Here is a 24,575-nt window from a genome sequence, read left to right as displayed (position 1 = left end):
CCCCGGGGGTACCCGAACACACCGGCACCGAAAGGGATGACACGGCATGCGGATCGATCTGAAGGGCCGCACCGCGCTGGTGACCGGCTCCACGCAGGGCATCGGCGCCGCGATCGCCTCGGGCCTGGCCCGGGCGGGCGCCAGGGTGGGTGTCAACGGCCGCTCGCCCGGGCGGGTGCAAGAGGCCGTGGACCGGATGCGGGGCGAGGCCCCCGGAGCCGACCTGGTGCCCGTGGCCGCCGACGTGACGACCGAAGAGGGCGCCCGGCAGGCGGTGGACACCCTGGGACAGGTCGACATCCTCGTCAACAACCTCGGCGTCTTCGAGTCCGCCGACCCCCTGGAGATCAGCGACGACGAGTGGCGGCGCTACTTCGAGGTCAACGTCCTGGCCGCCGTACGCCTCACCCGGCTCGTCCTGCCCGGCATGACCGGACGCGGCTGGGGCCGTGTGCAGTACATCGCCAGCGACTCGGCGGTCGTCATCCCCGCCGAGATGATCCACTACGGCATGTCCAAGACCGCCCTGCTCGCGGTGAGCCGGGGCTTCGCCAAGCAGGCGGCCGGCACCGGCGTCACGGTGAACTCCGTCATCGCCGGGCCGACCCACACGGGCGGCGTCGAGGACTTCGTCCACCAGCTAGTCGACCGCGACCTGCCCTGGGACGAGGCCCAGCGCGCCTTCATGCGACAGCACCGGCCGCAGTCCCTGCTGCAGCGGCTGATCGAGCCGGAGGAGATCGCGAACATGGTCGTCTACCTCGGCTCCGACCAGGCCTCCGCGACCACGGGCGGCGCCCTGCGCGTCGACGGCGGCTACGTCGACTCGATCCTGCCCTGAGCCCCGGGCCGGTCCTCGCTCACCAGGATCACCTCCAGCGTGCGCGGACCGTGCACCCCCTCGACCCGGTCCAGCTCGATGTCACTGGTCGCCGACGGCCCGGAGATCCACGTCAACGGCCGCGCCGGGTCGAGGCGTTCCAGTCCCTGCGGCACCGACGACACGACCTGCCCGGGGACGCGGACCACGCAGATGTGGTGGTCCGGGACGAGGGTGATCCGGCGCCGGCCCTGGTCGGGCGAGCCGTCCAGCACGATCGTCCCGGTCTCCGCGATCGCCACCGCACAGGCCGTCACGACACTGTCCACCCGGTCGAGTTCGGCCGGAGTGCTCTCCACCAGGTCCGCCACCCGTGTCACCCCGGTCCGCTCCAGCCACGACGGGTCCAGCCCGGGCGGCGCCAGCACCGAAGCCGACCCGCGTTTGTCGAGCAGCCCCGCGATCAGCGCGGCCAGCCCCTCGGCGTCCGTGCGGTGCACGACGGCCCGATAGTCCGCCAGGTTCTCGGCCAGCAACTCGACGGTCTGCTCGACACTCCGGTCCCCGTGCTCGCGCACATAGTCACGCGAAAACGCCTGCTCGTACGGGGTGTCGTCCCGTGGCACGTCCGCCAGCGCGCGCCGCACCCGGCCGAGGATCCGCTCCCTGCTGTTCACTTGGCCCCGTCCTTCCCACCGCGTGTCCGCAACCACCAGTCCCGGAACGGCTCGGCCGGAACCGGCGGCAGATCCCGGGTCCCGCTCCAGGCCCGGCCGGGCCCCGGCAGCGTACGGGGATGGAAACGACGGGTGCGCGAGGCGGCGCGCTGGCCGGTGCGCAGCGCGCCCGGGTGCGTGAACGCCCAGCGGGCCGCCCGCATCGCCGCACGCTCGGCGGCATGCCCCTTCGCGGGCCGCAGCACCACCTTGTTGCCCTCCCGGGTGACCTCACCGCCCTCCACGACCCGTTCCCGCAGATGCACCAGCACCTCGGGGATGTCGATGGCGACCGGGCACACCTCGTAGCACGCCCCGCACAGCGAGGACGCGTACGGCAGCGAGGCGTCGATCTCGCTGGCCGTGCCCCGCAGCTGAGGGCTGAGGATCGCGCCGATCGGGCCCGGGTACACCGAGCCGTAGGCGTGGCCGCCGGCCCGCTCGTACACCGGGCAGACGTTGAGACACGCCGAGCAGCGGATACAGCGCAGCGCCTGCCGGCCGACCTCGTCGGCGAGCGTGTCGGTGCGGCCGTTGTCCAGCAGCACCAGATGGAAGGTGCTGGGCCCGTCCTGTTCGGTGGTGCCGGTCCACGTCGAGGTGTACGGGTTCATCCGCTCCGCCGTGGAGGAGCGGGGGAGGGTCTGCAGGAACACCTCCAGGTCTCGCCACGTGGGCACGATCTTCTCGATGCCGACGACCGAGATGAGTGTCTCGGGGAGGGTCAGGCACATCCGCCCGTTGCCCTCCGACTCCACGACCACCAGGGTGCCCGTCTCGGCGACCATGAAGTTGGCGCCGGAGATGCCGACCTTGGCGCGCAGGAACTTCTCCCGCAGATGCAGCCGGGCCGCCTCGGCGAGTTCGGCGGGCGCGTCGGTGAGGCCCTCGGGGGCCGGGCGGCCCCACTCGCTCATCTCGGCGCGGAAGATGTCCCGGATCTCGCCCCGGTTGCGGTGGATGGCCGGGACGAGGATGTGCGAGGGCCGGTCCTTGCCCAACTGCACGATCAGTTCGGCGAGATCGGTCTCGTAGGCGTGGATGCCCTCGGCCTCCAGCGCCTCGTTGAGCCCGATCTCCTGTGTGGCCATCGACTTGACCTTGACGACCTCCGACTCGCCGGTCATCTTCACCAGCTGGGTGACGATCTCGTTGGCCTCGGCCGCGTCGGCGGCCCAGTGGACGATGCCACCCGCCGCCGTGACCGACTCCTCCAACTGCTCGAGATAGCGGTCGAGATGGCGCAGCGTGTGGTCCTTGATCCGCTTGCCCGCCTCGCGCAGCTCGGCCCAGTCGGACACCTCCGTCACGGCCTTCGCCCGCTTGGCGCGGATGGTGTGCGTGGCGTGGCGCAGATTGCCGCGCAGGGTCTCGTTGCCCACGGCCTCCCGTGCGGCCTCCGGAAACGCCGGCATGCCGACGAACGTCCCGCTCATACGGCCGGTTCCTCCTCCGTGCTCGCCAGGATCTCCGCGATGTGCACCGGCCGCATGCCGGTCCGCAGCCGGGTCATCGTCCCGCCGATGTGCATCAGACAGGAGTTGTCGGCCGCGCACAGCACCTCCGCGCCCGTCGACTCGGCGTTGCGCACCTTGTCGGTGCCCATCGCCGCCGAGACATCGGAGTTCTTCAACGCGAAGGTGCCGCCGAACCCACAGCATTCGTCGGCCCCCGGCAACTCGGCCAGCTCCAGCCCCTTCACCGCCTGGAGCAGCCGCCGCGGCCGGTCGCCGAGCCCGAGTCCGCGCAGTCCGTGACAGGTCGGGTGGTACGTGACCGTGTGCGGGTAGTACGCCCCGACGTCCGTCACGCCCAGCACGTCCACCAGGAACTCCGTGAGTTCGTACGTCTTCGGCACCACCGGCGCCAGCGTGGCCGCGAGGGTGTCCCCACGCCCCTCGGCCCTGGCCCGCTCGCCCATCCGCGGATACAGCTCCCGGACCATCGCCCCGCACGACCCGGACGGCGTCACGATCGCCTCGTACTCACCGAAGACATCGGAGAAATGCCGGGCGAGCGGCTCGGCCTCGTGACGGTATCCGGTGTTGTAGTGCGCCTGTCCGCAGCAGGTCTGCGCCATCGGGAAGTCGACGTCGACGCCCAGTCTGGTCAGCAGTTTCACCACGGCGCGCCCGGTGTCCGGATACAGCGTGTCGTTGACGCAGGTCAGGAACAGGGCGACACGCATCGCGGCTCCTCGTGGTCGATCATCGGATGAGTGAAGCGTAGTGCGGGGACAAGACCCGGGGGAGACCCCGTCAGTCCCCGGCGAGCCGGTCCTGCGCGGCGCGCCACCGCTCGGTCCCGCCGCGCGGCTCGTACCGCGTGAGCGGCTGCGTACGGACGAGCAGCCGCCGCATCCCCGCCATGTCACCGACCAGACCGTGCGCCCGCGCCTGCACCAGCACGTTTCCCAGAGCGGCGGCCTCCGTCGGCCCGGCGACCACCGGCAGCCCGCAGGCGTCGGCGGTCAGCTGGCACAGCAGCGCGTTGCGCGTGCCGCCGCCCACCACATGAACGACGTCGACCGGATGCCCGGCGAGCCGCTGCGCGTCCTGCACGGCCTTGCGGTGCGCGAGGGCGAGCGAGTCGAGGATGCACCGCGTCACCTCGGCCGGCGACCCGGGCACCGGCTGCCCCGAGGCCCGGCACGCCTCGGCGATCCGCTCGGGCATCCGCCCCGGCGCGAGAAACGCCGCGTCACCGGCATCGACGACCGACCGCAGCGCCGTCACCTTGGAGGCATCCAGCAGCAGCGCCCCCAGATCCGGCTCGCCCCAGGCCCGCACGCACTCCTGGAGCAGCCACAGCCCCATGATGTTGCGCAGATACCGGACCGTGCCGTCCAGCCCCAGTTCGTTGGTGAAGTTGGCCGCCCGGCTCTCCTCGGTCAGCACCGGCGCGTCCAGCTCCAGACCGGCCAGCGACCAGGTGCCGGTGCAGATGTACGCGAACCGCTCGCCCGAAGCCGGTACGGCGGCCACCGCCGACGCCGTGTCGTGCGACCCTACGGCCGTCACCGGCACGGGCCCGGTCAGCCCCGTCTCCTCCAGCACCTCCGGCCGCAGCACCCCCGCCGGATCCCCGGGCCGCCGCAGCGGCGCGAACAGCCCGAGATCGATGCCCAGCCGCTCCGCGACCCCGTACGCCCAGTCCCGCGTGCCCGGATCGATCAGCTGGGTCGTCGAGGCGTTGGTCAGCTCCGTGCCCTGCTCACCGGTCAGCCAGTACGTCAGCAGATCCGGCATCAGCAACAGCCGCCGGGCCCGGTCGAGTTGAGTCGTGGAGCGGGCGGCGGTCAGCTGGTACAGGGTGTTGAAGGGCGCGTACTGAAGTCCCGTCGCCGCGTACAGCTCCTCGGCGGGCACGGTCGCCCACACCTTCTCCGCGACGCCCTCGGTACGGCTGTCGCGGTAGTGCACGGGGTTGCCGAGCAGCGCCCCGTCGGCGTCCAGCAGCCCGTAGTCCACGGCCCAGCTGTCGATGCCGACGGAGTCGACCGGCCCGGCCGCCCGCAGCCCGTCCAGCACCCCCGCGTACAGCCCGAGCACGTCCCAGCGCAGCCCCTCCGGCACCCGCACAGGGCGGTTGGGGAAGCGGTGGGCCTCGCTCAGCTCCAGCGAGTCCGGGCCGACGCGGCCGACCATGACGCGCCCGCTGGACGCGCCGAGGTCGACCGCGGCGTACGACTTCACCGCCGCGCTCATCGCAGGAAGGCGGCCGCGACGCCGGCGTCGACCGGGATGTGCAGTCCGGTGGTGTGGGTCAGGTCCCCGCCGGTCAGGGCGAAGACGGCGTTGGCCACATGCTCGGGCAGCACCTCGCGCTTGAGGATGGTCCGCTGCGCGTAGAACTCGCCCAGCTTCTCCTCCTCCACCCCGTACACGGCGGCCCGCTTCGCCCCCCACCCGCCGGCGAAGATCCCGGACCCGCGCACGACGCCGTCCGGGTTGATCCCGTTGACCCGGACCCCGTGCTCGCCCAGCTCGGCGGCGAGCAGCCGGACCTGGTGGGCCTGGTCGGCCTTGGTGGCGGAGTAGGCGATGTTGTTGGGCCCGGCGAACACGGCGTTCTTCGACGCGATGTAGACGATGTCGCCCCCGAGCCCCTGCGCGATCATCACCCGCGCCGCTTCCCGCGACACCAGGAACGACCCGCGCGCCATGATGTCGTGCTGCAGATCCCAGTCCTTGGCGGAGGTCTCCAGCAGCGGCTTGGAGATCGAGATGCCCGCGTTGTTGACGACGAGGTCGACTCCGCCGAAGGCCAGCACGGCCGCCCGGAACGCCTCGGCGATCTGCTCCTCGGACGTCACGTCCACCGTCACCGCCACGGCCTTGTCGGACCCGCCCAGCTCCTCGGCGACGGCCTGGGCGTTCTCCCCGTTGAGATCCGCGACGACCACACACGCGCCCTCGGCCACGAGCCGCCGCGCGATGGCCTTCCCGATGCCGCTGCCCGCCCCGGTGACGAGCGCGACCCGCGTGGCCAGTGCCTTGGGCTTCGGCATCCGCTGGAGCTTGGCCTCCTCCAGCGCCCAGTACTCGATACGGAACTTCTCCGACTCCTCGATCGGCGCGTATGTCGAGACGGCCTCGGCGCCCCGCATCACATTGATGGCGTTGACGTAGAACTCCCCGGCCACCCGGGCGGTCTGCTTGTCCTTGCCGAAGGAGAACATCCCCACCCCCGGGACCAGCACGATCGCCGGGTCGGCGCCGCGCATGGCGGGGGAGTCGGGCAGGGCATGCCGTTGGTAGTAGGCGGCGTACTCCTCGCGGTACCCGGCGTGCAGCTCCTTGAGCCGGTCGACGGCCTCGTCGAGCGTCGAGGACGGAGGCAGATCGAGAACGAGCGGCCGGACCTTGGTCCGCAGGAAGTGGTCCGGGCAGGAGGTGCCCAGCGCCGCCAGCCGCGGATGCTCGGCGCTCGCGAGGAAGTCGAGAACGACCTCGGAGTCGTCGAAGTGCCCGACCTGGGGCCGGTCCTGGGATGCGAGGGCGCGGACGTACGGCGCGAGCGCGGCGGCCCGCTCCCGGCGCTCACCGGCGCTCAGCGCGGCATACCCCTCGATCACCGGCCCGAAGGGCTCGGCCTTCCCCCGTTCGGCGAGGAACGCCTCGGCGGTCCGGATGATGTGCAGCGAGTTCCGCTCGCACTCCTCGGAGGTGTCACCCCAGGCGGTGATCCCGTGCCCGCCGAGCACACACCCGATGGCCTGCGGATTGGCCTCCTTCACGGCGGCGATGTCCAGCCCCAGCTGGAACCCGGGCCGCCGCCAGGGCACCCACACCACACGGTCCCCGAAACACTCGGCGGTCAGCTTCTCCCCGTCGGCCGCACAGGCGAGCGCGATCCCGGAATCAGGATGCAGATGATCGACATGAGCGGCCCCGACCAGCCCGTGCATGGCGGTGTCGATCGAAGGAGCCGCCCCACCCTTCCCATGCAGGCAGTAGTCGAACGCGGCGACCATCTCGTCCTCGCGCTCCACCCCCGGATACACATCGACCAGCGCCCGCATCCGATCCAGCCGCAACACGGCCAGCCCGCCCTCGGTCAACGTCCCCAGATCCCCACCGGACCCCTTGACCCACATCAACTCCACATCACCCCCGGTGACGGGATCGGTCTCGCTGCCCTTGGCGGAGGCGTTGCCGCCGGCGTAGTTGGTGTTACGGGGATCAGCACCGAGCCGATGCGACCGAGCGAGCAGAGCGGCGGCTTCGGGATGGGTAGCCATGAATACGTGTTCCTTTCAAGGGACGGCGGGTGACTCACTCAGGGGCGCGGGGAACTGCGCGACCAGCCACAACCGGCCCGCGGCCCGAAATCAAACAGAACCCGGCAGACGCTCACGCCCCCCAACCGGCTTGCTCCCCACCAACCCGCTCGGCAACGATCTTCTCCGCCCAACCAGACCGCCGGTACGCCGAAACAGGCTCGGGGTCCAACCCCAGTTCCTCCCGCACCTCCCGCAGCAACGGCCGCACATCCGTGTTGTACGCATCCATCACCACGGCATTGGCCTCAAGAACATCCCCCACCCCCTGAGCCGCGCGCAGCGCATCCCCATCGACCAGCAACGCCTTGGCCGTAGCCTCCTGCACATTCATCACCGACCGGATGATCGCCGGAATCTTCGCCTCGATGTTGTGACACTGATCGAGCATGAACGCCACCTCAGGCGTGAACCCCCCACCCCGAATCACCTCATACATGATCCGGAACAACTGGAACGGATCCGCCGCCCCCACCATCAGGTCGTCATCCGCGTAGAACCGCGAATTGAAATCGAACCCCCCGAGCTTCCCCTCACGCAACAGCGTCGCCACGATGAACTCGATATTGGTCCCCGGCGCGTGATGCCCCGTGTCGACCACGACCTGCGCCTTCGGCCCGAGCTTCAGACAGTGCGCATAAGCGGTGCCCCAGTCCGGGACATCCGTCGTGTAGAACGCCGGCTCGAAGAACTTGTACTCCAGCAGCATCCGCTGCCCCTCGCCCAGCCGCTCGTAGACCTCCGCGAGCCCCTCGGCCAGCCGGTCCTGCCGCCCCCGGATGTCGTCCTGCCCGGGATAGTTCGTCCCGTCGGCGAACCACAGCTTCAGATCCGTCGACCCCGTCGCGTCCATGATGTCGACGCACTCCAGCAGATGATCCACGGCCTTGCGCCGCACCGCCGCGTCCGGATGGCAGATGCTCCCGAGCTTGTAGTCGTCGTCCTGGAAGGTGTTGGAGTTGATCGCGCCGAGCCGCACACCACGCCGCTCCGCGTGCTTCGCCAGCGCCGCGTAGTCGTCGACCTTGTCCCACGGGATGTGCAGCGCCACCGTCGGGGCGACCCCCGTGAACTCGTGCACCTTCGCCGCGTCGTCCAGCTTCTCGTACGGATCGCGCGGCACACCCGCCTGCGCGAACACCTTGAACCGGGTGCCCGAGTTCCCGTACGCCCACGACGGCGTCTCGACGGCCTGGGTCTTGAGCGCGGTCTTCGCCGCGGCGAGCTCGGTCACGTCAGGGCTCCTGTGGCATCGGGTCGTAACGACCACTGAATGAAACGATTCAGGACGCGAAGCTATGGTCCCCCCGAAGGGGTGTCAACCCCTCCGGCTCACACGGTTACCCGTGACCAGCGCGTGACCTTCAGTCCTCGAACCGGGGTCGAAATATTTTCGACCGGTACCCATTGACGTGACATGCGCGGCCCGCCTAACGTCCCGGCAACCCAGTTGAAACCTTTCACGACGTCGGGAGGGCCTCCCGCCGGCGTCGTCGAGGAGCCCTCATGACCCACCCGTCCACCACGGGTCCGGCCCCGGTTCTGGCACTGAGGGACGTGTCCAAGTCCTTCGGCGCGGTCCGCGCACTGCGGGACGTCTCCCTGGAGCTGTTCCCCGGGGAGGTGCACGCCCTGGCCGGCGAGAACGGTGCCGGCAAGTCCACCCTCATCAAGGCGCTCGCCGGAGTGCACCGGCCGGACGCCGGCCAGGTGCTGCTCGACGGTGCGCCCGTCGTCTTCAACGGCCCCGGCGACGCCCGTGACGCCGGCATCGCCGTGATCTACCAGGAGCCCACGCTCTTCCCCGATCTGTCGATCGCCGAGAACATCTACATGGGCCGCAGGCCCAAGCGCGCCCTCGGCCGGATCGACCACCAGGCCACGCACAACGCGACCGCCGCCCTCATGGAGCGCCTCGGCGTCGAACTCGACCCCGACCGGCCCGCCCGCGGCCTGTCCATCGCCGACCAGCAGATCGTCGAGATCGCCAAGGCCCTCTCCTTCGACGCCCGCGTCCTGATCATGGACGAGCCGACCGCCGCCCTCACCGGCAGCGAGGTCGCCCGCCTCTTCGGCGTCGTACGCACCCTGCGCGACCAGGGCGCCGCCGTGCTGTTCATCTCCCACCGGCTGGAGGAGATCTTCGAGATCTGCCGGACGGTCACCACCCTGCGCGACGGCGCCTGGATCGCCAGCGAGCCCCTGGACGGCATGACCGAGGACGACCTCGTGCGCCGCATGGTCGGCCGCGACCTCGACGAGCTGTACCCCAAGCAGGACGTGACACCCGGCGAAGTCGCCCTGAGCGTGCGCCGCCTGACCCGCGAGGGCGTCTTCACCGACGTCTCCTTCGAGGTGCGGCACGGCGAGATCGTCGGCCTCGCCGGGCTCGTCGGCGCGGGCCGCACCGAGGTCGCCCGGGCCGTGTTCGGCATCGACCGCTGGGACGCGGGCGAGGTCTCCGTCCAGGGCAAGGCCCTCGTCAACGGCGCCCCTTCCACCGCGATGTCCGCCGGACTCGCCCTGGTCCCCGAGGACCGGCGCGCCCAGGGCCTGGTGATGGACATGTCCATCGAGCGGAACATCGGCCTCACCGGACTCCGTACGACCGTCAGGGCGGGTCTCATGGACCGCGGCGCCGAGCGCAGCCGCTCCCTCGACTGGGCCGTCAAGCTCCAGGTGAAGTACGCCCGGATCGCCGACACCGTCAACACCCTCTCCGGCGGCAACCAGCAGAAGGTCGTGCTCGCCAAGTGGCTGGCCACCGGCCCCAAGGTGCTGATCGTCGACGAACCGACCCGGGGCATCGACGTCGGCACCAAGGCCGAGGTGCACCGGCTGCTGTCCCAGCTGGCCGCCGACGGCGTGGCCGTCCTGATGATCTCCTCCGACCTGCCCGAGATCCTCGGCATGGCCGACCGCGTGCTGGTGATGCACGAGGGCCGCCTCACCGCCGAGATCCCGCGCTCCGACGCCACCGAGGAAACCGTGATGGCCGCAGCCACCGGGAGGGCCGCCGCATGACGGTCGTCACTCCCCGAGAGGCCCCCGTGGCCGATGTGCCCAAGTCGAGCGGCACACGGCTGGTCGACCGGGTCTTCAAGATGCGCGAGCTCGCCATCCTGGCCGTCTTCCTGGTGATGATCGCCGTCACCCAGGCGGGCAACAGCGAGTTCCTGTCCGAGCAGGGCATCAAGGACCTGCTGCTGAACGCGACGATCCTGGTGCTGGTCGCCACGGGCCAGTCCCTGGTGGTCATCACGAGGAACGTCGACCTGTCCGTCGGATCCACGCTCGGCATCAGCGCCTTCGCCGCCGGAACGTATCTCCAGGGCGGGGGCAACCCGGTCGTCGCGATCGCGCTGGCCGTCCTGCTCGGCATCGGCTTCGGACTGCTCAACGGACTGCTCGTCAGCCTGGGCCAGGTGCCCGCGCTCGTCGTCACCCTCGGCACGCTCTACATCATCCGCGGCATCGACTCCATCTGGGTCGGCTCCCGCCAGATCACCGCGGCCGATCTGCCCGGCGGGTTCGTCGACTTCGGCTCCGGCGGCATCTGGACGGTGCCGTACCTGGCGCTGATCGCCCTGGCGGTGCTGGTGGCGACGGCCTACTACCTCAAGCACTACGGCAGCGGACGCGAGCTCTACGCCCTCGGCTCCAACCCGGAGGCCGCCCGGCTCGCCGGCATCCCCGTCCGCAAGCGGATCCTCGCCGCGTACACCTTCTGCGGCGCCCTCGCCGGACTCGCCGGCGCGATGTACCTCGCCCGGTTCGGCAACGTCGACTCCGGCACCGGCAACGGCTACGAACTGACCGTCGTCAGCGCGGTCGTGGTCGGCGGAGTCGTCTTCACCGGCGGCTCCGGCAGCGTCTACGGCGCGGCCCTCGGCGCGCTGCTGCTGACCTCCATCAACAGTGTGCTGCCCGCCCTCGGTGTCAGCTCGGTCTGGGTGCTCGCCATCAACGGCATCCTGCTCATCCTCGCCATCGCGGTCGACCGGGTCGTCGCGCTGCGCGTGGCCTCCGCCCTGAAGAAGAGGAACGCCCGCCATGGCTGACATCTCCCTGATTCGAGCGGTCCGTTGGGACACGGTGGTCGGCGCCCTGCTCATCGTGGTGCTGCTGTTCTCCTTCGGTTTCGTCGACGGGTTCGGCAACGCGCTCAACCTGTCGTTCCTCATCGGCAACACGCTGCCGATCGCGCTGATCGCCCTGCCGATGACGCTGCTGGTGGTGTCCGGGGAGATCGATCTGTCGGTCGCCTCCACGGCGGGCCTGTCGGGTGCCGTGATGGGTGCCCTGTGGAACCAGGGCATGGCCATCGAGACGATCATCCCGATCTGCCTGCTGCTGGGTGTGGTGTGCGGGCTGGTCAACGGGCTGCTGGTGACCAGGCTCGGGCTGCCGTCCCTCGCCGTCACCATCGGCACGCTCGCCGCCTACCGGGGCATCGCGCAGATCGTGCTCGGGTCCGACGCGGTGACCGACTTCCCCACGCAGTACCTGGACTTCGCGGCCGGGCGCCTCGGCGACACGTTCATCCCGTACGCCTTCCTGCCGTTCCTCGTCCTGCTCGCCATCGCCGTGGTCGCGCTGCACGCGACGCCGTTCGGGCGGTCGTTGTTCGCGATCGGGGCGAGTGAGGAGGCGGCGCGGTTCGCCGGTGTCCGCGTCAAGCGGCAGAAGCTGCTCCTGTTCACGCTGACCGGGTTGATGGCCTCGTTGACCGGCGTCTTCTGGGCTCTGCACTACGCGAGTGCGCGCTATGACAACGCGACGGGGCTCGAACTGTCGGTGGTGGCGGCGGTGTTGCTCGGGGGGATCGACTTCGACGGGGGCAAGGGCACGTTGGGTGGTGCGATCGCCGGGGTGTTTCTGCTCGGGGCGCTGCAGAACGTGATGAGCCTTCAGGATGTCTCGGCGCAGTCGCAGATCGTCGTGACCGGTGTGTTGCTTGTGCTTTCCGTGCTCGGCCCCCGGGTCGCACGTCAGATCTCCGTAGCGAGGGCGGGCCGCAGAGCCGCCGCCTCGACTCCGACCTCATAACCAAGCCCTTCCTCGTAAAGGACCATCGACATGCGTAAGTCCACCCTCCGCCGCAGCTGTGCGGTCCTCGCCACCGCCACCTCTCTCGCCCTGGCCCTCACCGCCTGCGGCGGGACCACCAAGAAGGACGTGGCGGACGAAGGGGCGTCCGCCGCCACCGCCGGCAAGGCCGATCCGAACGCGGCCACCAAGAAGGGGCTCACCGTCGGGTTCCTGCCCAAGCAGGTCAACAACCCGTACTTCACCTCCGCCGACAAGGGCGGCGAGAAGGCGCTGAAGGAGCTGGGCTCCAGTTACAAGGAGGTCGGGCCGTCCAGCGCCACCGACACCGCCGGGCAGGTCAGTTACGTCAACACGCTCACCCAGCAGCAGGTCGACGCGATGGCCGTCTCCGCGCAGGACCCGGGCGCCCTGTGCACCGCGCTCAAGCAGGCCATGAAGAACGGCATCAAGGTCGTCACCTACGACTCCGACACCACGGCCGGCTGCCGCAACGCCTTCGTCTCGCAGGCCTCCGCCGAGGACCTGGGCCGTACCGAGGTGCAGCTGCTCGCCAAGCAGCTCGACTACAAGGGCGAGATCGCGATCCTGTCCGCCGCGCAGACCGCGACGAACCAGAACACCTGGATCGACTTCATGAAGGACGAGCTGAAGAAGCCCGAGTACAAGAACATGAAGCTGGTGAAGACGGCGTACGGCAACGACGACGCCCAGCAGTCCTTCCAGCAGACCCAGGGCCTGCTCCAGGAGTACCCGAACCTGAAGGGGATCATCTCCCCGACCACCGTCGGCATCAAGGCCGCCGCCCAGTACCTGTCGGGCTCGAAGTACAAGGGCAAGGTCAAGCTGACCGGCCTCGGCACCCCCAACGACATGCGCAAGTACGTCAAGAACGGCACCGTCGAGGCGTTCGAGCTGTGGGACCCGGCCAAGCTCGGCGAGCTGGCCGCCCGTACCGCCGTCGCCCTGTCCTCCGGGCAGATCACCGGCAAGGAGGGCGAGAGCTTCAAGGCCGGTTCCATGGGCGAGTACACCATCGGCAAGGACGGCGTGATCAGCCTCGGCAAGCCGACCGTCTTCGACGCCAAGAACATCGACCAGTTCAACTTCTGATCACCGAAAGGGCTGTTGATGCAGCGCGTGTGCTTCCTGCTGAAGGTCAGGGCGGACCGCCTCGACGAGTACCGCGAGCGGCACGCCACCGTGTGGCCGGAGATGCGCCAGGCGCTCATCGACACCGGTTGGCACAACTACTCGCTGTTCCTGCGCGAGGACGGACTGCTCGTCGGCTACCTGGAGACCGAGGACTTCGCAGCCGCCCTGGCCGGAATGGAAGCCACCGACGTCAACGCCCGCTGGCAGGCGGAGATGGCGCCGTTCTTCGAGTCGCTGGACGGCGCCCGGCCCGACGAGGCCATGAAACCGCTGACGGAAGTGTTCCACCTCGTATGACGATGGAGTCCATGAGATGCACAGACGTACGCTGCTGGCCGCCGCCCTCGCCGGAGCCGTGGTGACCCCCGCCCTCGCCTCCGGCACCGCCCGGGCCGCCGACCCGGGGCCCTCCGTGACCCGGACCGGCACGACCACGCTCGACAGCCAGGCCGTCTTCTTCGTGTCGTACGACGGACTGGTCAACAACAACGCGTTCCAGAAGAACGGCCTGCTGACCTACAAGGGCTACCAGTACGCCGTCTGGTACACCGCCGACCGCAACGCCGTCGTCGGCCGCCGCGCCCTCGGGTCGAGCACCTGGTCCACCGTGAAGGTCGGGCACACCCTGCGGTACAACGACTCCCACAACGTCATCTCCATGGGTGTCTCCAAAGTCGACGGCCGTCTGCACCTCAACATGGACTCCCACAGCGACGGCTTCACCTACGTCAAGTCGGTCGCCGGGCTCATGGACAACCCCGGCGGGCTGAGCTGGACCGCCGCCCGCTTCGGGGCGCCCCAGTCGACCCTGGACGGCCTGGCGCTGACCTCGCAGTTCACCTATCCGCAGTTCATCTCCACACCGGACGGCAAGCTCCAGCTGAGCTACCGCGCCGCCGTCTCCGGCAACGGCCGCAACGCGCTCGCCGAGTACGACGGCACCCAGTGGACCAACCTGGGCGAGTGGTCCGGCTCGACGGGGACCTACACCAGCGAGCACGGCTCCTCGACCGCCCGGAACATGTACCTCCACGGCATCGACTACGACCGGAACGGGCGGCTGCACTCCTTCTTCACCTGGCGTGAGCAGAACGGCGCCGTGATGTGCAACGGCGGCGGCATCAGCAACCACGACACCGGCTACGTCTACTCCGACGACCGGGGCCGCACCTGGCGCAACAACGCCGGCAGCGTCGTCGGCACCACCGGCGGCTCCGACAAGGTGTCCGTGAACGACACCGGCCTGGTCGTCGACCCGCTGAACCCGGACCACTCCCTGATGAACCAGGAGAGCCAGTTCACCGACTCCGCGGGCCGGCCGCACGCGATCATCTCCTACGTTCCCGGCCGCTTCGGGCAGTGCACCACGAACTACGTCGCGAACCGGACCGCCAACGGCCGTGCCTTCCACGTGCGCAGGAACGCCTCCGGCACCTGGCAGAAGACCGAGATCCCGGTCCCGCTGAACTCCAGCCAGCGCACCAAGCTGATTCTGGACAAGTACGACAACGCCTACGCGGTCTTCCCCTTCGGCCGGATCGCCGGAGCCTCCGCGGCCTCCGGGTACACCGACTGGAAGATCCTGTTCGACGGCAGCGGTCTCAACGCCTTCGGCGAGGTCGTCATCGACGAGACACGGGTCGGGCAGGACGGGGTGCTGTCCTTCATGTACCAGGAGAAATCCAGCGGTACGACGCCCTCGGCGCTGCACGTCACCGACTTCCGGCTGCCCGCCTGACCGGACCCGGTCGCCGGGGCGGCATGCCGGTAATGTGAAGCCGCTCCGGCCGCCGCCCCCTCTTCCCCCTTCTGGAGGTCCCTGTCCGATGTCCCAGTCGGTGGGTATCAAGGACGTCGCCCGTGCCGCCGGAGTCTCCGTCGGCACGGTGTCGAACGTGATCAACCGCCCGGACACGGTCGCGACCGAGACCCGGGCCCGCGTGCAGTCCGCGATAGACCGGCTCGGTTACGTCCGCAGCGAGTCCGCGCGCCAGCTGCGCGCCGGCCGCAGCCGGATCATGGGGCTGCTCGTCCTCGACATGGGCAACCCGTTCTTCGTCGACGTGGCACGCGGCGCCGAGCGCGCCGCCCGCCAGGCCGGACTCGGCGTGATGGTCTGCAACAGCGCACAGAACCCGGGCGAGGAGGCCGACTACCTGTCGCTCTTCGCCGAGCAGCGTGTGCGCGGCGTGCTGCTCACCCCCGCCGACGCCACGGGCCGCAACATCGAGACGTTCCGCCGGCACGGCATCCCGTTCGTCCTGGTCGACCGGGTCGCCGAGGGCACGACGGAGTGCTCGGTCTCCGTCGACGACGTCGCGGGCGGTGCCCTGGCGGTACGCCACCTCGTCGACGCCGGGCACCGGTCGATCGCGTATGTCAGCGGTCCGCCCGGCCTCAACCAGGTCCGCGACCGGCGCACGGGCGCCCTGGAAGCACTCGCCGAGGCCGGGCTCGGCCCCGACGCGCTGCGCGAGCTGCCCACCGAACGGCTGGACGTCGCCGCGGGCCGTGACGCCGGAGCCCGGCTGCTCGGGCTCGCCGACCGGCCGACCGCCGTGTTCTGCGCCAACGACCTGCTCGCGCTCGGCGTGCTGCAGGCCATGTACGCGGCCGGTGTCGGTGTCCCCGACGACCTCGCCATCGTCGGCTACGACGACATCGAGTTCGCGGCCGCCGCGGCCGTCCCGCTCACCTCCGTACGGCAGCCCGCCGTCACCATGGGCGCCATGGCGGCCGATCTGCTCCTGGAGGAGACGGAGGCGGAGGGCGCGGTGAAGCCGCACGAGCACCGCCGGGTCGTCCTCCAGCCGGAGCTGGTGGTCCGCCGCTCCAGCCTGTCCGCGCGCTGAGCCCGCAGGCCCACTGAGCCTGAACGGCCGTTCAGCAAGGTTTCATGATCCGAAGGGCCCACCCACGGACGTTCCCTGTGATGAACTGGGACGCGGTCCGAAAGTCCGTCCGTCCCGGGAGCCCTGTTGACCGTCAGCTACCGCCAGCCCGGAGTCGTCCTCACCGACCGCCGCTTCACCGTCCCCCTCGACCACGACCGCCCCGAGGGCGACACGATCGAGCTGTACGCCCGCGAGGTCGTGGCGAGCGACAAGGTCCATCTGGACCTGCCCTGGCTGCTCTATCTGCAGGGCGGCCCCGGCTTCGGCGCGGACCGCTCCGTCGGCAGGCCCGGCTGGCTGGGCAGGGCCCTGAAGGAGTTCCGCGTCCTGCTCCTCGACCAGCGCGGCACCGGCCACTCCACGCCCGCCAACCGGCAGACGCTCCCGCTGCGCGGCGGCCCCGCCGAGCAGGCCGACTACCTCACCCGCTTCCGCGCCGACTCGATCGTCCGCGACTGCGAGGCCATCCGCCCGCTGGTCACGGGCGGCGCGCCCTGGACCGTCCTCGGCCAGAGCTTCGGCGGCTTCTGCGCGACCAGCTACCTCTCCCTCGCCCCCGAGGGCCTGGCCACCGCCGTGATCACCGGCGGGCTGCCCGCCCTGGACGCCCACGCCGACGACGTCTACCGGGCCGCCTTCCCGCGCATCGAACGCAAGGTCGCCGCCCACTACGCCCGCTACCCGCAGGACGCCGAGCGCGCCCGCCGGATCGCCGACCACCTGCTGACCCACGACGTGGTCCTGCCGAACGGCTACCGGCTCACCGTCGAGGCGTTCCAGTCCCTCGGCATCCTCCTCGGCACCGGCGACGGCACCCACCGCCTCCACTACCTCCTGGAGGACGCCTTCGTCCGCAGCCCGCAGGGCTTCACCCTGTCCGACGCCTTCCAGGAGCAGGCGCAGGGCATGCTGTCCTACGCCCGCCACCCGCTGTACGCCCTGGTCCACGAGTCGATCTACGGCCAGGACGGCCGGCCCACCGCATGGTCGGCCGAGCGGGTCCGCGCCGAGTTCCCGCAGTTCGACGCGGCCAAGGCACTCGCGGGTGACGAGCCGCTGCTGTTCACCGGCGAGTCGATCCACCCCTGGATGTTCGACTGCGACCCGGCCCTGCGCCCCCTGCGCGACACCGCCGACCTGCTCGCCGCCCGCACCGACTGGACACCCCTGTACGACGCGGCGCGCCTGGCCGCCAACAAGGTGCCGGTCGTCGCGGCCGTCTACCACGACGACATGTACGTCGACACGGACCACTCCCTGCGGACCGCCCGCACGATCCGCGGTCTGCGCACCTGGATCACGGACGAGTTCGAACACGACGGTGTGCGCACCGGGGGCACCCGCGTCCTCGACCGGCTGCTGGCCATGGCGCGTGACGAGGCCTGAAGCCGGTGGCCCGGACTAGTCTGCGGACATGACGACCACTCAACTCCAGCCCATGCCCGACGACTGGCGGCGTGCCCTCGCGGTCGTGGCCCACCCGGACGACCTCGAGTACGGCTGCTCGGCGGCGATCGCGGCCTGGACCGACGGGGGCCGCGAGGTCGCCTATGTGCTGGCGACCCGGGGCGAGGCGGGCATCGACACGCTGGAGCCGGAGAAGTGCGGCCCGCTGCGGGAGCGTGAGCAGCGGGCGAGCGCGGCGGTGGTCGGCGTCTCGGCCGTGGAGTTCCTCGACCACAAGGACGGCGTCATCGAGTACGGCACCGCCCTGCGCCGCGACATCGCCGCCGCGATCCGCCGGCACCGGCCCGAGCTGGTCATCACGCTCAACCACCGGGACACCTGGGGCGGCGTCGCCTGGAACACCCCGGACCATGTCGCCGTCGGCCGCGCCACGCTCGACGCGGCCGGCGACGCCGGCAACCGGTGGATCTTCCCGGAACTCGTCGAGCAGGGCCTCGAACCGTGGGACGGAGTGCGCTGGGTCGCCGTCGCCGGTTCCAGCACCCCCACCCACGCCGTCGACGCGACGCCCGGCCTGGAGCGCGCGGTGGCCTCGCTGCTCGAACACCGCACCTACATCGAGGTGCTGACCGACCAGGACCCGGAGACGTACGTCCGCGGCTTCCTGACGCAGCACGCCGAGGCCACGGGCGAGCGGTTCGGGGGCAGGCCGGCGGTGGCGTTCGAACTGTTCGGCAGATGACGTGACGCACGACCGGCGGACGACGGGGGAGACCATGACAGGCAGCGAGGAACTGGCCGGCCGGTTCGAGGAACACCGCGGGCACCTCAGAGCGGTCGCGTACCGCATGCTGGGTTCGCTGACCGAGGCGGAGGACGCCGTCCAGGAAGCCTGGCTGCGGCTGAGCCGCACCGACCCGGACGACATCCAGAACCTCGGCGGCTGGCTCACCACGGTCACGGGCCGCATCTGCCTGGACCTGCTGCGCTCGCGCACCGCACGCCGTGAGGAGCCGATGGGCGACGCCTTCGTCCCGGACCCGGTGCTCAGGCCCCTCACACACCTCGACCCGGCCGAGGAGGTCATGCAGGCCGACTCGGTGGGCCTGGCCCTGCTGGTCGTGCTGGAGAACCTGGAGCCCGCCGAGCGGCTGGCGTTCGTGCTGCACGACATGTTCGCCGTGCCGTTCGACGACATCGCCCCGGTCGTGGAGCGCAGCCCGGCCGCGACCCGGCAGCTCGCGAGCCGCGCCCGGCGCCGGGTGCGCGGCGCCACCCCGTCGGCCGAGCCGGACCTCGGCCGGCAGAAGGAGGTGCTCGACGCCTTCCTGGCCGCCTCGCGCGGCGGCGACTTCGAGGCGCTGCTCGCGCTGCTGCACCCGGACGTGGTGCTGCGGGCCGACTCGGGTGCCCTCGTGCGGGGAGCGGCCGCTTCCAAGGTCGTCCAGGGCGCCAAGACGGTGGCGGAGCAGGCGCTCATGTTCGCCCGGTACGCGACGTCCGCGCGGCTGGTGCTGGTCAACGGCTCGGTCGGCCTCGTCCACGCGCCCGAGGGACGGGTGCAGTCGGTCATGGGGGTCACGATCGCCGACGGCCGGATCACCGGCATGTACATCCTGGCCGACCCGGAGCGGCTGGAGCGCGTAGAGGTACCCGAGTTCACGGACTGAACAGGGTTTTTCGTTTCGTATGCTGAATGTCATGCGAGATCTTCAGACCGCGCGAGCGGAACTGCGCGGCGACTGCGAACGGTGCTTCGGGCTGTGCTGTGTCGCCCTGCCCTTCGCGCGATCGGCCGACTTCGCGGTCGACAAGGACGCCGGAACGCCCTGCCGCAACCTCCAGGACGACCACCGCTGCGGCATCCACGCCGGACTGCGGCAGAAAGGATTCACCGGCTGCACCGTCTACGACTGCTTCGGCGCCGGACAGCAGGTCTCGCAGATCACCTTCGGCGGCCAGGACTGGAGGTCCGGGCCTCCGGAGCACGCCCGCCGCATGTTCGACGTGTTCCCGGTCGTCCGGCAGCTGCACGAGCTGCTGTGGTATCTGACCGAGGCGCTCGCCCTGCCCGCGGCCCGGCCGGTCCACGCGGATCTGCGCACGGCCCTGGAGAAGACCGAGGCGCTCACCGACGGGACCCCCGAGGAAATCGCCGGGCTGGACGTGGCGGCGCACCGTCAGGAGGTCAACGTCCTGCTGCTGAGGACGAGCGAGCTGGCCAGGGCCGGCACCAAGGGCGCCAAGAAGAAGAACCGCCGGGGCGCGGACCTCATGGGCGCCCGGCTGAAGGGCGCCGACCTGCGCGGTGCCAATCTGCGCGGCGCCTACCTCATCGCCGCCGACCTCACCGGCGCGGACCTCAGGGGCGCCGACCTGATCGGCGCCGATCTGCGCGACGCGGACCTCACCGACGCCGACCTGACCGGGGCGTTCTTCCTCACCCAGCCGCAGCTGAACGCGGCCCGGGGGAGTGCCGGGACCCTGCTGCCCGAGTCAGTCACCCGCCCCGGGCACTGGACAGCGCAGCTCTGACGCCGGCTCCCGCACCGGGGTCCGGCGCTCCGGGTGCAGCCGCAGCCCCTCCGGCATCAGCGTCAGCCGTTCCGTGACGCGCAGCCGGTAGGCCGGGTCGGACCGCAGCTCGTAGCGGCGCAGCAGCAGACCGAGGACCAACGTCGCCTCGTGCAGCGCGAACTGGCGTCCGATGCACGCCCGGGCCCCGGTCCCGAACGGCTTGAACGTGTGCGGGGCGCGGGACCGTACGGCCTGCGCGTCGAAGCGGTCCGGGTCGAACCGCTCGGCGTCCGCGCCCCACACCTCGGGGTCCCGGTGCAGCATCGGCGTGAGCACCAGCGTCCACGCCCCGCGCCGCATGGGATGCTCCCCGGCCAAGACCGTGTCCTCGCGTGCCTCCCGGGCGAAGGCGGGCGCGGTGGGCCACAGCCGCAGCGACTCGTCCAGCACCCGGCGGACGTAACGCAGTCGGGCCACCTGCTCATAGGCCGGTTCCGCCGTGTCGCCCCACACCCGGTCCACCTCGGCGCGGGCCCGGGCCGCGGCCTCGGGGTGCCGGGAGAGGTAGTGCAGGGCGAAGGAGAGCGCGCCCGAGGTCGTCTCGTGGCCCGCGACGAGGAAGGTGATCACCTGACGGCGCACGTTCTCCGGCGAGAGCCGCTCCCCGGTCTCCGGGTGGGCCGTCTCCAGCATCCTGTCCAGCAGGTCGCCGTCGCCGCCGCCGGTCGCGCGCCGGGCCCGGACCAGTTCGTCGACCGTGCGGTTGAGGTGGGCGATGTCCGCCGCGTTGCGGCGGCTCGCGCTCCGCAGCAGCAGCGGGGCCAGCGGGAAGGGCACGGTGTTGAGCCGCTGCGCGTAGGTCAGCGTGCCGACCATCGCGGTCACGAAGGGATGCGGCCGGGAGCGCTCGAACGACCCGAAGTCGTGCCCGAAGCCGGTCCGGGAGATCGTCTCCAGCGTCAGCTTCGTCATGTCGCCGGGCACGTCCACGGACCGGCCCGTGGCCGCCGCCCGGTCCCAGTGCTCCGTCAGTCGCCGCGCGACGTCCAGCATCATCGGGTGGTAGCCGGCCATGGCCTCGCGGCTGAACCCCGGGGCCAGCACATCGTGCGCCAACTGCCAGTTCGGCTCGTGGTTGTACGCCGTGAACAGCCCGTCCCCGGCGACGGGCCGCAGGTTGGCGATCCCGAGCCCCACGTGCTTGGCGAACCGCGTCTCGTCCGCGAGATCGGCCGCGTGCCGGGCGCCCCACACGAAGACGAACTCCTTGCCGAAGGCCTTCCGCCGGAAGACCGGCCCCAGCTGCCGGGCGTACCGCAGCGAGTCCTGCAGGGGAGTGCGCCGGTTCACGCCCACCACATCACCGAGCAGCGGGATCCGGCGCGGCGGATGCGGAATGCGCTCCAGCTCGGGCCAGCCCAGCTCGGCACTCCGGAATCCCTTGGGCCCCGCGGCCCGTATCGGCGCCTCCGTCATGACGCGATCTCCCTTGATCCGGCGACCGGTTCGCACGTGTTGTACGTGGGTTCAATAGCGCGGGTTCAGTCTGATCCCGTTGTTGAACCGGCGTCAAGTAAAGTGCCGGCATGGCCGCGAACCAGGGCGGGCGCACCCGCCGCCGGCTCAGCACCGAGGAGCGCCGGGAGCAGCTCCTGTCGGTGGGGGCCCGGCTGTTCTCGGAGAGCCCGTACGACGACGTGTGGATCGAGCAGGTCGCCGAGATCGCCGGGGTGTCGCGGGGGCTGCTGTACCACTACTTCCCGACCAAGCGGGACTTCTTCGCGGCGGTCGTGGAGCGCGAGAGCGAGCGGATGCTGCGCATGACGGCCGCGGTTCCGGGCGTCCCCGTGCGCTCGCAACTCGCGGCCGGTCTCGACACGTTCCTGGAGTACGTACAGGCCCACGCGCACGGCTATCGCGCCTTCCACCGTGCCGACGCGGCCGGGGACCAGGCGGTGCGGCGGGTCTATCAGCGGGCCCTGGCCGCGCAGGAGCGGCAGATCCTCGCCGCCCTCGCCGCGGACCCCGAGTTCGGCCCGGCCTTCGAGGAGCGGCCGGAGGTGCGGCTCGCCGTGCGCGGCTGGCTGGCGTTCACCACGGCCGTCTGTCTGGAGTGGCTGCGCGACGCGGAGTTGGGCCGGGAGCAGGTGCGCGAACTGTGCGCCCGCGCCCTGCTGGGTGTGCTCACCCCCTGAAAGGCCTCGTAAAGATCACGTGACGTGGTTGGCTCACACCCGGAACTTCGGTAGGTTAGGCAAGGCTTACCTAAGGAGGTCTGGGATGGGTGACGACAGCCAAGGCTGGACGGCGGCCCCTGCCGCGGCGGAGCGGGCGCGCTCGGTGCTCGCCGCCGCGTGGTCTTGCTCGGTGACCGCGGAGGGCACGCGGGAGGAGCTGGTCGGCGCGCACACGGTGACCGAGGACGGCAGGGTACTCGTGACCGTGCCGGAGGACAGCGCCCTGCTCGCGGCCGCGATCTGCGCGCCCCGCGGCGAGCCGTCCGCGGTGCTGGAGTTCGCCGATGTCGCGCCCGTCCCCGTGCGGGGCCGGATCCGCGCCCGGCTGTGGCTCGCGGGCTGGTTCGCGGTGGAGGAGGGGCAGCTGGCCTTCCGGCCCACGCGGGTCGTGCTGCGGCAGTCGTCCGGTGCCGTGGTCGTGGACCTCGACGACTTCGCCGCCGCCGTGCCCGACCCGCTCACCACGGCCGAGGCCCGGCTGCTGACGCACCTCGCCGACTGCCACGCCGACGCGGTCGAGCGGCTCACCCGGCTCGTGGAGCACGACAGCCTGCACGGCGCGGTCCGCGTCCAGCCGCTCGCCGTGGACCGGCACGGACTGACGCTGCGCATCGAGCGGGCCCGCGCCCACGGCGACGTACGCCTGGCGTTCCACGCGCCCGCCGACGACGTCGCGCAGCTCACCGAGCGCATGCACGTCCTGCTCACGCAGGCCAGCGCCGCGTCCTGCCCGCGGGCCCTACAGCGGCAGCGCACAGACGGCGACGGGTGAGGGAAACGGTTCGCCGGCGCGCCGCAGCGCACCGTTCGTCTCGTCCACGTGGAAGACGGTGACGGTGCCGGACTTCTGGTTCGCCGCGAACAGCAGCGTGCCCTCCGGCGAGAAGGCGATCTGGCGGGGGAAGTCCCCGTCCACCGGCACGGTGTCCAGCAGCCGGAGCCGGGCACCGTCCGCCTCGACCGCGTAGCGCGTGAGGCTGTTGGCGCCGCGGTTGGCCAGATAGGCGAACCGGCCGTTCGCGGTCACCAGGAGCTGCGCCGGGTAGTTCGTGCCCGAACCCGTGCCCGTGGACTGCGGCTCGCCGACGCGCACGCGTCCCGATGCCGGGTCGTACGAGCAGACCGCCACCGTGTTGTCGACCTCGTCGGCGAGGTAGGCGTACCGGCCGCCGGGGTGGAACGTGAGGTGCCGCGGCCCGGCACCCGGCCGGGTTTTCGCCTGCGACACCTCGGTGAGCTTTCCGGCCTTCTCGTCGAGCCGGTACGTGTACACGGTGTCCGTACCGAGGTCGACGGCGAGCACATGCCGTCCGTCGGGGCCGGTGAAGATCTGGTGGGCGTGCGGCCCGTCCTGACCCGGACCGGGCGGCGGACTCGAGTGCCGCACCAGGTCGGTGCGCTCGCCGAGGGCTCCCGACGAGTCGATCGGATGCACGGCCACACTGCCCGAACCGTAGTTCGCGCTGAACAGCCAGCGCCCGCCCGGATGCACCGACAGATGGCAGGGGGCCGCGCCCCCGGTGCTCCGGCTGCCGAGGACCTTCCGGTCGGACAGCCGGACGGCGGTCACGGCACCGTCCTCGCGTTCGTCCACCGCGTACAGCGTGCGGCGGTCCGGGTGGATCGCGAGATACGACGGGTCGCCGACGCCCGTGACGGTGCCGGTGCCGGTGATCCGGCCCGTCTCCGCGTCGTAGGTCGCGAGGCCGATGCCCTTGCCGCCGCCCTCGACGGAGGTGTAGGTGCCGAGGTAGAGGGGGCGCGGCCCCGAAGGCCGCCGGGCCTCTGCGGACGTGCTCGGCTCGGGGGCCGACGGAGTCGTCGAGGCCGCGGGCGGGGGCGCGTTGTCACAGGCCGGGAGTGCCGCCGCGGCGGATCCTCCTGCCAGCGCGCCGACGAACCGGCGCCTGCTCCAGCCACCACTGCCCATGTCGCCCCTCAGGTCGTCACTCGTCCCCGTCGCGACAGCCACCTTCGCGTGGATCACCCACCGGGTGC

22 protein-coding genes are annotated in these 24,575 nt (G+C 71.0%); 14 read left to right on the top strand and 8 right to left on the bottom strand.

Annotated elements, in window-relative coordinates:
- The first annotated feature begins 46 nt into the window (after window positions 1–46).
- Window positions 47–841 carry an SDR family NAD(P)-dependent oxidoreductase gene (locus tag ACFT4A_RS14105; protein ID WP_382829400.1) on the top strand — a complete coding sequence of 265 codons (795 nt, stop codon included), beginning with the start codon at window positions 47–49 and terminating at the stop codon, window positions 839–841.
- Here the strand turns inward: ACFT4A_RS14105 and ACFT4A_RS14100 are convergent.
- The 6 genes from ACFT4A_RS14100 to rhaI all read right to left on the bottom strand — a co-directional run bounded on the left by ACFT4A_RS14100 (window position 817) and on the right by rhaI (window position 8,552).
- Window positions 817–1,497 carry a lactate utilization protein C gene (locus ACFT4A_RS14100; protein ID WP_382829398.1) on the bottom strand — a complete coding sequence of 227 codons (681 nt, stop codon included), beginning with the start codon at window positions 1,495–1,497 and terminating at the stop codon, window positions 817–819. The two genes, ACFT4A_RS14105 and ACFT4A_RS14100, sit on opposite strands and share 25 nt — an antisense overlap.
- Window positions 1,494–2,972: a LutB/LldF family L-lactate oxidation iron-sulfur protein gene (locus ACFT4A_RS14095; RefSeq protein ID WP_382829395.1), complete on the bottom strand. Its 1,479-nt coding sequence runs from the start codon at window positions 2,970–2,972 to the stop codon at window positions 1,494–1,496. The genes ACFT4A_RS14100 and ACFT4A_RS14095 overlap by 4 nt, the downstream gene beginning before the upstream one ends.
- Window positions 2,969–3,724, bottom strand: coding sequence for a (Fe-S)-binding protein (locus ACFT4A_RS14090; RefSeq protein WP_382829392.1), 756 nt, complete (start codon window positions 3,722–3,724; stop codon window positions 2,969–2,971). The genes ACFT4A_RS14095 and ACFT4A_RS14090 overlap by 4 nt, the downstream gene beginning before the upstream one ends.
- A gap of 70 nt (window positions 3,725–3,794) precedes the next feature.
- Window positions 3,795–5,243 (bottom strand): rhamnulokinase family protein, encoded by a 1,449-nt coding sequence (locus tag ACFT4A_RS14085; protein WP_382829389.1) that lies wholly within the window; start codon window positions 5,241–5,243, stop codon window positions 3,795–3,797.
- Window positions 5,240–7,279, bottom strand: coding sequence for a bifunctional aldolase/short-chain dehydrogenase (locus tag ACFT4A_RS14080; protein ID WP_382829387.1), 2,040 nt, complete (start codon window positions 7,277–7,279; stop codon window positions 5,240–5,242). The genes ACFT4A_RS14085 and ACFT4A_RS14080 overlap by 4 nt, the downstream gene beginning before the upstream one ends.
- A gap of 112 nt (window positions 7,280–7,391) precedes the next feature.
- Entirely contained in the window at window positions 7,392–8,552 is a 1,161-nt protein-coding gene (gene rhaI, locus ACFT4A_RS14075; RefSeq protein WP_382829385.1) for an L-rhamnose isomerase, read from the bottom strand.
- A gap of 272 nt (window positions 8,553–8,824) precedes the next feature.
- On the opposite strand from rhaI, the gene ACFT4A_RS14070 reads away from it, so the two are divergent.
- The 11 genes from ACFT4A_RS14070 to ACFT4A_RS14020 all read left to right on the top strand — a co-directional run bounded on the left by ACFT4A_RS14070 (window position 8,825) and on the right by ACFT4A_RS14020 (window position 20,358).
- A complete protein-coding gene (locus ACFT4A_RS14070) occupies window positions 8,825–10,342 on the top strand; it encodes a sugar ABC transporter ATP-binding protein (protein WP_382829382.1) in 1,518 nt (505 codons plus the stop codon).
- Window positions 10,339–11,379 (top strand): ABC transporter permease, encoded by a 1,041-nt coding sequence (locus tag ACFT4A_RS14065; protein WP_382829379.1) that lies wholly within the window; start codon window positions 10,339–10,341, stop codon window positions 11,377–11,379. Before ACFT4A_RS14070 ends, ACFT4A_RS14065 begins: the two co-directional genes overlap by 4 nt.
- Window positions 11,372–12,367 carry an ABC transporter permease gene (locus tag ACFT4A_RS14060; RefSeq protein ID WP_382829376.1) on the top strand — a complete coding sequence of 332 codons (996 nt, stop codon included), beginning with the start codon at window positions 11,372–11,374 and terminating at the stop codon, window positions 12,365–12,367. The genes ACFT4A_RS14065 and ACFT4A_RS14060 overlap by 8 nt, the downstream gene beginning before the upstream one ends.
- Window positions 12,368–12,397: 30 nt before the next feature.
- The gene (gene rhaS / locus ACFT4A_RS14055; protein WP_382829373.1) at window positions 12,398–13,480 is read left to right on the top strand and encodes a rhamnose ABC transporter substrate-binding protein; all 1,083 of its coding nucleotides are present in this window, start codon (window positions 12,398–12,400) and stop codon (window positions 13,478–13,480) included.
- A gap of 18 nt (window positions 13,481–13,498) precedes the next feature.
- Window positions 13,499–13,819: an L-rhamnose mutarotase gene (locus ACFT4A_RS14050; protein ID WP_382829371.1), complete on the top strand. Its 321-nt coding sequence runs from the start codon at window positions 13,499–13,501 to the stop codon at window positions 13,817–13,819.
- 16 nt (window positions 13,820–13,835) lie between these two features.
- Entirely contained in the window at window positions 13,836–15,260 is a 1,425-nt protein-coding gene (locus ACFT4A_RS14045; protein WP_382829367.1) for a BNR repeat-containing protein, read from the top strand.
- A gap of 88 nt (window positions 15,261–15,348) precedes the next feature.
- Window positions 15,349–16,374 (top strand): LacI family DNA-binding transcriptional regulator, encoded by a 1,026-nt coding sequence (locus ACFT4A_RS14040; protein ID WP_215116870.1) that lies wholly within the window; start codon window positions 15,349–15,351, stop codon window positions 16,372–16,374.
- Between the two features lie 126 nt (window positions 16,375–16,500).
- Window positions 16,501–17,802: an alpha/beta fold hydrolase gene (locus ACFT4A_RS14035; RefSeq protein WP_382829363.1), complete on the top strand. Its 1,302-nt coding sequence runs from the start codon at window positions 16,501–16,503 to the stop codon at window positions 17,800–17,802.
- Between the two features lie 28 nt (window positions 17,803–17,830).
- Window positions 17,831–18,565: a PIG-L deacetylase family protein gene (locus ACFT4A_RS14030; protein WP_382829362.1), complete on the top strand. Its 735-nt coding sequence runs from the start codon at window positions 17,831–17,833 to the stop codon at window positions 18,563–18,565.
- 34 nt (window positions 18,566–18,599) lie between these two features.
- Window positions 18,600–19,493, top strand: coding sequence for an RNA polymerase sigma factor SigJ (gene sigJ, locus ACFT4A_RS14025; RefSeq protein ID WP_382829359.1), 894 nt, complete (start codon window positions 18,600–18,602; stop codon window positions 19,491–19,493).
- A 19-nt stretch (window positions 19,494–19,512) separates the two neighbouring features.
- Window positions 19,513–20,358 (top strand): pentapeptide repeat-containing protein, encoded by an 846-nt coding sequence (locus ACFT4A_RS14020; RefSeq protein ID WP_382829356.1) that lies wholly within the window; start codon window positions 19,513–19,515, stop codon window positions 20,356–20,358.
- On the opposite strand, the gene ACFT4A_RS14015 is transcribed toward ACFT4A_RS14020, so the two are convergent.
- Window positions 20,320–21,816, bottom strand: coding sequence for a cytochrome P450 (locus ACFT4A_RS14015; RefSeq protein WP_382829353.1), 1,497 nt, complete (start codon window positions 21,814–21,816; stop codon window positions 20,320–20,322). The two genes, ACFT4A_RS14020 and ACFT4A_RS14015, sit on opposite strands and share 39 nt — an antisense overlap.
- A 110-nt stretch (window positions 21,817–21,926) precedes the next feature.
- Between ACFT4A_RS14015 and ACFT4A_RS14010 the strand changes: the two genes are divergently transcribed.
- Window positions 21,927–22,535, top strand: a complete 609-nt coding sequence (locus ACFT4A_RS14010; RefSeq protein ID WP_382829351.1) for a TetR/AcrR family transcriptional regulator — start codon at window positions 21,927–21,929, stop codon at window positions 22,533–22,535.
- A gap of 85 nt (window positions 22,536–22,620) precedes the next feature.
- Entirely contained in the window at window positions 22,621–23,349 is a 729-nt protein-coding gene (locus ACFT4A_RS14005; RefSeq protein ID WP_382829349.1) for a DUF2470 domain-containing protein, read from the top strand.
- On the opposite strand, the gene ACFT4A_RS14000 is transcribed toward ACFT4A_RS14005, so the two are convergent.
- On the bottom strand, window positions 23,317–24,507 hold the full coding sequence (locus ACFT4A_RS14000; RefSeq protein ID WP_382829734.1) for a lactonase family protein: 1,191 nt from the start codon (window positions 24,505–24,507) through the stop codon (window positions 23,317–23,319). The two genes, ACFT4A_RS14005 and ACFT4A_RS14000, sit on opposite strands and share 33 nt — an antisense overlap.
- Window positions 24,508–24,575 lie beyond the last annotated feature (68 nt).

The organism is Streptomyces sp. NPDC057099 (genome assembly GCF_042671245.1).
GTDB lineage: Bacteria > Actinomycetota > Actinomycetes > Streptomycetales > Streptomycetaceae > Streptomyces > Streptomyces purpurascens.
The sequence above is the reverse complement of the archived record's forward strand: the minus strand, read 5'-3'. Positions and strand labels throughout refer to the sequence as shown.

Coding starts and splice junctions, on each gene's coding strand:
- ACFT4A_RS14105 (WP_382829400.1), top strand. CDS start 47: ATGCGGATCGATCTGAAGGGCCGCACCGCGCTGGTGACCGGCTCCACG.
- ACFT4A_RS14095 (WP_382829395.1), bottom strand. CDS start 2,972: ATGAGCGGGACGTTCGTCGGCATGCCGGCGTTTCCGGAGGCCGCACGG.
- ACFT4A_RS14090 (WP_382829392.1), bottom strand. CDS start 3,724: ATGCGTGTCGCCCTGTTCCTGACCTGCGTCAACGACACGCTGTATCCG.
- ACFT4A_RS14085 (WP_382829389.1), bottom strand. CDS start 5,243: ATGAGCGCGGCGGTGAAGTCGTACGCCGCGGTCGACCTCGGCGCGTCC.
- ACFT4A_RS14080 (WP_382829387.1), bottom strand. CDS start 7,279: ATGGCTACCCATCCCGAAGCCGCCGCTCTGCTCGCTCGGTCGCATCGG.
- ACFT4A_RS14070 (WP_382829382.1), top strand. CDS start 8,825: ATGACCCACCCGTCCACCACGGGTCCGGCCCCGGTTCTGGCACTGAGG.
- ACFT4A_RS14065 (WP_382829379.1), top strand. CDS start 10,339: ATGACGGTCGTCACTCCCCGAGAGGCCCCCGTGGCCGATGTGCCCAAG.
- ACFT4A_RS14060 (WP_382829376.1), top strand. CDS start 11,372: ATGGCTGACATCTCCCTGATTCGAGCGGTCCGTTGGGACACGGTGGTC.
- rhaS (WP_382829373.1), top strand. CDS start 12,398: ATGCGTAAGTCCACCCTCCGCCGCAGCTGTGCGGTCCTCGCCACCGCC.
- ACFT4A_RS14050 (WP_382829371.1), top strand. CDS start 13,499: ATGCAGCGCGTGTGCTTCCTGCTGAAGGTCAGGGCGGACCGCCTCGAC.
- ACFT4A_RS14045 (WP_382829367.1), top strand. CDS start 13,836: ATGCACAGACGTACGCTGCTGGCCGCCGCCCTCGCCGGAGCCGTGGTG.
- ACFT4A_RS14040 (WP_215116870.1), top strand. CDS start 15,349: ATGTCCCAGTCGGTGGGTATCAAGGACGTCGCCCGTGCCGCCGGAGTC.
- ACFT4A_RS14030 (WP_382829362.1), top strand. CDS start 17,831: ATGACGACCACTCAACTCCAGCCCATGCCCGACGACTGGCGGCGTGCC.
- sigJ (WP_382829359.1), top strand. CDS start 18,600: ATGACAGGCAGCGAGGAACTGGCCGGCCGGTTCGAGGAACACCGCGGG.
- ACFT4A_RS14020 (WP_382829356.1), top strand. CDS start 19,513: ATGCTGAATGTCATGCGAGATCTTCAGACCGCGCGAGCGGAACTGCGC.
- ACFT4A_RS14015 (WP_382829353.1), bottom strand. CDS start 21,816: ATGACGGAGGCGCCGATACGGGCCGCGGGGCCCAAGGGATTCCGGAGT.
- ACFT4A_RS14010 (WP_382829351.1), top strand. CDS start 21,927: ATGGCCGCGAACCAGGGCGGGCGCACCCGCCGCCGGCTCAGCACCGAG.
- ACFT4A_RS14005 (WP_382829349.1), top strand. CDS start 22,621: ATGGGTGACGACAGCCAAGGCTGGACGGCGGCCCCTGCCGCGGCGGAG.
- ACFT4A_RS14000 (WP_382829734.1), bottom strand. CDS start 24,507: ATGGGCAGTGGTGGCTGGAGCAGGCGCCGGTTCGTCGGCGCGCTGGCA.